Annotated in this window: 7 protein-coding genes and 1 tRNA gene; 6 read left to right on the top strand and 2 right to left on the bottom strand. The window is 63.2% G+C overall.

Translation table 11 applies throughout. The features are described from left to right. The 3 genes from Q0L57_RS02970 to ftsZ all read left to right on the top strand — a co-directional run. Positions 1–653 (top strand): sugar isomerase domain-containing protein (locus tag Q0L57_RS02970; protein WP_296737706.1); only part of this gene is annotated, 653 nt, incomplete at its 5' end. A 147-nt stretch (positions 654–800) separates the two neighbouring features. After that, positions 801–1,235, top strand: coding sequence for a hypothetical protein (locus Q0L57_RS02965; protein ID WP_296737703.1), 435 nt, complete (start codon positions 801–803; stop codon positions 1,233–1,235). 559 nt (positions 1,236–1,794) lie between these two features. Further along, a complete protein-coding gene (gene ftsZ / locus Q0L57_RS02960; protein WP_296737701.1) occupies positions 1,795–2,787 on the top strand; it encodes a cell division protein FtsZ in 993 nt (330 codons plus the stop codon). Positions 2,788–2,929: 142 nt separating this feature from the next. Here ftsZ and Q0L57_RS02955 read toward each other — a convergent pair whose 3' ends face one another. After that, positions 2,930–3,238 (bottom strand): hypothetical protein, encoded by a 309-nt coding sequence (locus tag Q0L57_RS02955; RefSeq protein ID WP_296737698.1) that lies wholly within the window; start codon positions 3,236–3,238, stop codon positions 2,930–2,932. A gap of 535 nt (positions 3,239–3,773) precedes the next feature. Next, positions 3,774–3,863, bottom strand: a tRNA-Ser gene (locus tag Q0L57_RS02950). A 414-nt stretch (positions 3,864–4,277) separates the two neighbouring features. Here Q0L57_RS02950 and Q0L57_RS02945 point away from each other — a divergent pair. The 3 genes from Q0L57_RS02945 to Q0L57_RS02935 form a co-directional block, all read left to right on the top strand. Next, positions 4,278–4,979 carry a hypothetical protein gene (locus tag Q0L57_RS02945; RefSeq protein WP_296737696.1) on the top strand — a complete coding sequence of 234 codons (702 nt, stop codon included), beginning with the start codon at positions 4,278–4,280 and terminating at the stop codon, positions 4,977–4,979. An 85-nt stretch (positions 4,980–5,064) separates the two neighbouring features. After that, entirely contained in the window at positions 5,065–5,385 is a 321-nt protein-coding gene (locus Q0L57_RS02940; protein WP_296737693.1) for a hypothetical protein, read from the top strand. Positions 5,386–5,585: 200 nt separating this feature from the next. After that, positions 5,586–6,466: BMP family ABC transporter substrate-binding protein (locus tag Q0L57_RS02935; RefSeq protein WP_296737690.1), on the top strand; the 881-nt coding region annotated here is incomplete at its 3' end.

Here is a 6,466-nt window from a genome sequence, read left to right as displayed (position 1 = left end):
GCCACTCGGTGCTGCCGGCGCAGGAGATGTTCCCGCGCTATGGCAGCTATGTCGGTTTCAACCCGCTCACCGACCCGCGTGTGATGTGGCACAACGTGCTCGGCGCCGGCGGCGTGCGCGAGCTACTGTGGCTGGAGCGGACCGAGAAATATGCCGAGAAGTTCCTCGATCACCAGCCGCTGAACAAGGGCGATTCCATCATCATCTTCGGCCATAGCGGCCGCAACTCATCCGGCATCGACACCGCGCTCTATGCCAAGAAGCGCGGCATCTTCGTCGTCGCCGTCACCAGCAAGAACAATCTCGACAAGCCGGCCACGCATTCCTCCGGCAAGCGGCTGGCGGACGCCGCCGACCTCGTCATCGACACCTGCTCGCCGATCGAGGACGCGGTGGTGCCGATCGAGGGCTGGAGCCGGCCTGTCTCCGGTTCGTCGACAGTGCTCGCCATGATCATGGCGCATGAGCTGCTGGCGCGCACGGCCGAGCAGCTGTCGAAGCGCGGCATCGAGCTGCCGGTGTTCGCCTCGCCGACGATCGCAGGTGTGACGCTGCACGACACCGACGTGATCTACGGCGTCTACCGCGAACGCATGATCGAGGCGCAGCAAAAGCATCTGCCGACCTTCCAGGCGACCATGCGCGGGAAATGACCATCGGAGCCGGGAGGCGCGCGCAGCGTCTCCCGGGCCGACTGTTGTCGCGACCTCATCACATCTGATGCTCGCCTCTTGCCGCCTCCACGCCGCGCCATAGTTCCGTTCACGGGTGGAGGGTCTCAGCCGACATAGGAGGCGGCCGTGAAGCATCAAACCGTTGACCAACTCAATGCCGTTGCCGACGTTCATTCCGAAGCGACGGTTCTCTTTGCCAGCCGGAGCCAGCGCCTCGAACGCTGGGCGCAACTTCTGGAGCAAAGTCCGAGCCGGCGCCTCACCGCGCTCGCGGGCACCGAATACGCCGCTCCCGAAGTCCGCGAGAAAATGCGTTGCGCCGGATCACCGATCACCGTCGCCTTCGAAGACCCGATCTTTCGGGCACAGGGGCTCGAGGATGACAGCTACGGCGCGGCCAAACGCTTCTTCGAGATGAGCGACTGGCAGCTGCATGAGGTCGTCTGCCATTGCCATGTCGGCGCCAATCTGCCGGCACGCTGGGCCGCGACCCGCGTACGCGCGGCGATCTCTCCAGGCGCGGGCATCCTTGCCTGGCTGAGAGCGGCGTTCATGTACTGACGCGGCAGAGCCGGGTCGCTCGAGGAAAGTGACGGTTTGAAGAGACGGCGGTGGATGTGCACCGTCGTCGGCCAGCCATAATGCGCTTGATCTGGATGACCAGTGTCGTCGTCGTCGACATTGGCGGCGGCGAACTGGGACGAGCTCATTCCGTTCGCGGGGCGCTGACGCGGCTTCCGGCGAGTCGCCTACCGACCTTTGCAGCTTGGCGAGGTTATTCGCCGTTGTCCTGATGACCACAGCTGCGCCTTCACCTCGACTGGCAGATCCTTGATCGCCACAACCACGACACAGGCAAAGCTCCGGCTAGCACCGTATGGATTGGGTTGGGCCTCGTTGGGAGAGGGCTTTTTGCCTGGTGGCAATTCCGCTGCTATGGCGGATACGCGTGTAGGGTTGAACCGCGACATCGTGGCAACCGCAGGGATTGGTTGCAGCGGGGCGTCTCCTCTGATTCTTTAGGGGTGGCAGGGACCACCTGATTCGTGTGCTCGGTGCTCCGATTCCGTATGATTTTGCGGCGGGGCAGCGAGCGCTTTTCGTAGAAAGAGAACTAGAAATGACCGCCAAGCCGGAAATCCTGGAGATGAGGCCCAAGATCACCGTCATCGGGGTGGGTGGCGCCGGTGGAAACGCCGTCAACAACATGATCGCTGAACGCCTGCAGGGCGTCGAGTTCGTCGTCGCCAACACCGATGCGCAGGCGCTCACCATGTCGAAGGCCTCGCGGCTGATCCAGCTTGGCGCGCATGTGACCGAGGGCCTGGGCGCCGGATCCTTGCCCCATGTCGGCAGCGCCGCCGCCGAGGAATCCATCGACGAGATCATGGATCATCTGGCGGGAACGCATATGTGCTTCATCACCGCCGGCATGGGTGGCGGCACCGGAACCGGCGCCGCGCCCATCATCGCGCGCGCCGCGCGCGATGCCGGCATCTTGACGGTTGCCGTCGTCACCAAGCCTTTCGCGTTCGAAGGCAAGCGCAGGACCGAGGCCGCCGAAGGAGGCATAGAACGCCTTCGCGAGTGCGCCGATACCGTGATCGTCATCCCGAACCAGAACCTTTTCAGGATCGCGGATTCCAAGACCACGTTCGCCGACGCGTTCGCCATGGCCGATCGCGTCCTCTACTCGGGTGTCGGCTGCATTACCGACCTCATCGTCAAGGAAGGCTTGATCAACCTCGACTTCGCCGACGTGAAGTCGGTGATGAGGGACATGGGCCGGGCGATGATGGGAACCGGCGAGGCTTCCGGAGAGGGTCGCGCACGAATTGCCGCCGAGGCCGCGATCGCCAATCCGCTCCTCGACGAGGCGTCCATGACAGGCGCCAGGGGCCTGCTGGTGTCGATCTGCGGCGGCCTGGACATGACGCTGTTCGAGGTCGACGAAGCCGCGACGCGAATCCGCGAGGAGGTCGACGCCGACGCCGACATCATCGTCGGCGCGATCTTCGACCAGGCGTTGGCCGGGAAGTTCCGGGTGTCGGTCGTCGCGACGGGCCTGCGCAAGGGCGTGGACCTGGCCCAGCTCGATCGGAGAGTTTCTTGAAGTAGGGAAAGCGCCGGACGGTTGAGCTTTTCGGCCGGTTTCCCCGCCATGGCAAACAAAACGTCGGCGCCCTCATATGATCTCTCCCTACCCTGAGGACGCGCCATTTCCCACCACGTTTCGACCCGGCCTTTGTACTCATCTAGCCATCGCAGGTAAGGAGAGGATTCTTCATCTGCTTTTCCCAATCGGGTCCGAGTGCCGTTCGCGCGGACAACGCATTTTCAGAACCCGGCTCGCCTTGGTGGAACATCTTGATCGCGAACGACTGTCCGTGATGTCCGATAACGATCGGCGGTCCGGGTTGATAGGTGGTTGTCGCGTTAATGAAAGGCCCGTTGGCGACCGCCGTGGTGTTGTAAGTTCCTGGGCCTTGCATCACCGCGATGTTGCTCTCCGAAGCACCGTCGTAGATGATGTAATTATGGAAGCCGACCTTCGAGAGGGCCATCCGCGCCTATGAGAGCGCCCACCGGCAAACGGTCCAGAGGGCGGATAGTTGCCAGGTCGAGAAGGCAAAGTACCCTAAGCCTTTTCGGTAGATGGTCGGCGGTCGCAGGCTGCGCAATCAAGAAATCTCGCCGGACACATGAAACCCCAAGCCCATGGCCCGGCGAGATTAGTACCTGATCACCGCGATCAGAGCCGGCGGGAGGAGGAATGCCGGCGAGCTCATACGTGCAAAGCCGGTGCCAGGATTTGGTCCCGAAACGACACAGGGGCAGGGGGCAAATGCGATCGTTCGCCCAGCCCGAGTCAGGCGATAGCCCGCCGCCGGGTGTGCCACCATCACCCGCGCGGCGGGCTACGGATGACCGGCGCCTTCTTGTTGGGGAGCGAATGCCTTTAAGCTGGTGCCGGCGCCAGCGGCCCGCATGTGTGTTTATCTGCTAATTTACTTCGAGTGGATATGGTGTGATCGCGTAGCAGTTCGCCACCAACTGCGTTTGATGCTCAGGGCTCTGCTAGCGCTTAAGAAAATAGTCTGGCGGAGAGAGCGGGATTCGAACCCGCGTTACGGTTTCCCGTAAACACACTTTCCAGGCGTGCGCCTTCAACCACTCGGCCACCTCTCCGTCCTTTGCATCTCGCGCTGGCCGGTTTTGCCGCGCGGGTTGGGGAGATGCATCTCCCGCGGGAAAGTCCTGGCCGGACCGTCAGAGCGCCCTCAACCGGCGGGCAACCCTTTCCCAGCACCTCTAGCCGTCTAGGCAAACAGGCGCGGGGCTCATCTAGTCGATCCGAACGCGAATGCCAAGTCATAATGGCTTGCAGACGGCTTTTGCCGTGGATGGTTCCGTAACAGGCTTCAACGGGGGCACCTGAACAGACCGAATAATGTGCACAGGCTGTCCGCCGGTGCCTACCAAGCTTGACTTCGCCGCCGACCGCGGGTCGACTGCGTGAATATTCATTTTCGCGCAATTCCGGACGGAAGCCGCCGCGCGTTGCCTGGAATTGCTTGGGCTTTGCGAGGGGCATCGTCCGACATGGCGCCGATTGACCAACAGCCTGCTGGACGGCCGGACAGCGGACTCTCCTACATCCCGGTGGCGTGGCTCATCATCGTCATGGGACTGTCGGCTTATAGCCTGTTCTCCAACTGGCGTCTGATCGGCGACTTCAGCCTGCCGGACAATGTGTTCTTCATCATCTATAGCGGCCTCACAGGTGGCATCATCACCATCCTGTGGGGGCTTTACCTGCTCGGCCTCGCCTTCAACCGGTCGGTCCGCTTTCCGCGCCACTATACCATCTGGCAGATCGCCATCATCCTTTGGCTGCTCTTGCGCCAGGCCTACGTCCTGCTCACGCCCGGCTTCAGGTTCTCGGCCGAGGCGCTGGGCTTCACCGTGGCCGAGATCGCGATCGGCGTTCTCTGCATCTATCTTTTGCGGCAGGGCGCCGGCGCCGACGCGGCCTACTCCAGTCCCGAGACCGAACGCCCGCCGCTGCTGGTGTCGATCCTTGCCGGGCTGCTCGGCGTCATCCTTGGCGGCGCGATCGGCGCCTTCGGCGGGTTTTTTGCCGGATCGCTGATCGCGGACGCCACACAGATGAGCTGCTTCGAGGGCGCCTGCGGATTTTTCGCTGCCTTTGTCGGCCTGGCTGGGCTGGCGGTCGGAGCGATCGCCGGCGGTATCTTCGCGATCTGGCGGGTCAACCGGCGCAAGCCGGCGCGCACCGCTTAATTTGCGGCGGCCGCGATTGCGCCGGGATTGCACAGGCTCTATGTCGGTTGCCGGGTAGACGGGAGCTTTCCCGGGGAGAGCGTCGATGTTGCGTTTCATCTTTCGGCTGGCGGCGATGGTTGCATTGTCGGTTTCCGTCATCATGGCCGTGATCGACACGACGCGCTCCGTCGCGGCTTCGGCGCTCGTCATGACGCCGCTCAACGCCAGCTGGCTTGCCGTGTCGCCGAACACGCGCGCGGCCTTCGAGACCTATGTGCGCGCCAAAGCCAGCCCGCTGGTCTGGGATGGCGTGATCGCCTGGGTGCTGAGCCAGCCCGGTTTCGCGGTCTTCGCGGTGCTGGCCTTCCTGCTCTATGCCATCGGCTACCGGCGGCGGCGCTCCGAATTCGCGGCGGCCAACTGAGCCCGGCGCCCAGCCGCCGGCCTTAGGCGGTCGCCAGCCGCTTTTCCAAAAGGTCAAAATTCCGCGTGAATTTTGTTTCGGGCCATGCCAGATTGGCCGCGAGCGGGAGGGGCAAACACTTCCTGCCTGTTGCGTGCGTGCCGGAGAACCGGGCGGGCACGCGGCGTATAACGGAAAATAACCGACAGGGTGTGGATCACATGAAACGTATCGTTCTCGGCCTCCTGGCCGCAACCGCAATGGTTCTTCCGGCTTTCGCCGCGGATGTCCAGCCGGCCATCCTCTATGATCTCGGCGGCAAGTTCGACAAGTCCTTCAACGAGGCCGCCTATCATGGCGCCGAGAAGTTCAAAGCCGAAACCGGCGTCGCCTATGTCGAATTCGAAGTCTCCAACGCCTCGCAGCGCGAGCAGGCGCTCCGCCGCTTCGCCGAGGACGGCCGCAATCCGATCGTTATGGCGGGCTTCGCCTGGGAAGACGCGCTGAAGAAGGTCGCGACCGAATATCCCGACCTCAACTTCGCCATCATCGACGACGCCGTCGACCTGCCTAATGTCCGCTCGCTGGTGTTCAAGGAAAACGAAGGCTCCTACCTCGTCGGCATCATGGCGGCGATGGCGTCGAAGTCGAAGAAGGTCGGCTTCGTCGGCGGCATGGACATCCCGTTGATCCGCAAGTTCGAATGCGGTTATGTCGGCGGCGCCAAGTCGGCCGGCGCGACCGAAGTCATCCAGAACATGACCGGTGACACGCCGGCCGCCTGGAACGACCCGGCCAAGGGCGGCGAGATCGCCAAGACGCAGATCGACCAGGGCGCCGATGTGGTCTATGCCGCCGCCGGCGGCACCGGCGTCGGTGTGCTGCAGGCTGCCGCGGATGCCGGCAAGCTCGGCGTCGGCGTCGATTCCAACCAGAACGGCCTGCAGCCCGGCAAGGTGCTGACCTCGATGATGAAGCGCGTCGACGTTGCCGTGTACAATGCCTTCATGGATGGCAAGAACGGTACCTTCAAGGGCGGCGTCGAGAATCTCGGCCTCAAGGAAGGCGGCGTCGACTACGCCATGGACGACAACAACAAGGC

Source organism: Mesorhizobium sp., from assembly GCF_024509055.1.
Lineage (GTDB): Bacteria > Pseudomonadota > Alphaproteobacteria > Rhizobiales > Rhizobiaceae > Mesorhizobium.
Note: the sequence above shows the minus strand (reverse complement) of the source record. Positions and strands in the feature narration are given on the sequence as shown.

Coding starts and splice junctions, on each gene's coding strand:
- ftsZ (WP_296737701.1), top strand. CDS start 1,795: ATGACCGCCAAGCCGGAAATCCTGGAGATGAGGCCCAAGATCACCGTC.
- Q0L57_RS02945 (WP_296737696.1), top strand. CDS start 4,278: ATGGCGCCGATTGACCAACAGCCTGCTGGACGGCCGGACAGCGGACTC.
- Q0L57_RS02955 (WP_296737698.1), bottom strand. CDS start 3,238: ATGGCCCTCTCGAAGGTCGGCTTCCATAATTACATCATCTACGACGGT.
- Q0L57_RS02940 (WP_296737693.1), top strand. CDS start 5,065: ATGTTGCGTTTCATCTTTCGGCTGGCGGCGATGGTTGCATTGTCGGTT.